The organism is uncultured Photobacterium sp., from assembly GCF_947502415.1.
Lineage (GTDB): Bacteria > Pseudomonadota > Gammaproteobacteria > Enterobacterales > Vibrionaceae > Photobacterium.
Genome location: NZ_CANMZV010000155.1, coordinates 1 through 206 on the forward strand (window position 1 = coordinate 1; position 206 = coordinate 206).

The following is a 206-nucleotide window of genomic DNA, read 5'->3' on the forward strand; positions in this document are numbered from 1 at the left end:
GAAGCCGGATGAAGGCCACTGTGGTCTGTATTTCAGCGTCCGGAACAAAGATTCCGAGAACGGATTATCGTTACTGACTCGTGGTCGGCTATGGGATGGTGTTACACCCAACTCACACAGCTTTGCCTACAAGGTCGCTGAACGCATGGGACTACCATTATCCGAATGCAGGACAAGAGGTGTACGGAAGCATTGCTCTGTCATTA

General features: G+C 50.5%; 1 pseudogene. It reads right to left on the minus strand.

Going from position 1 to position 206, the window contains the following annotated elements:
• Positions 1-206, minus strand: a pseudogene (locus Q0852_RS23910) (IS3 family transposase); the annotation flags it as partial.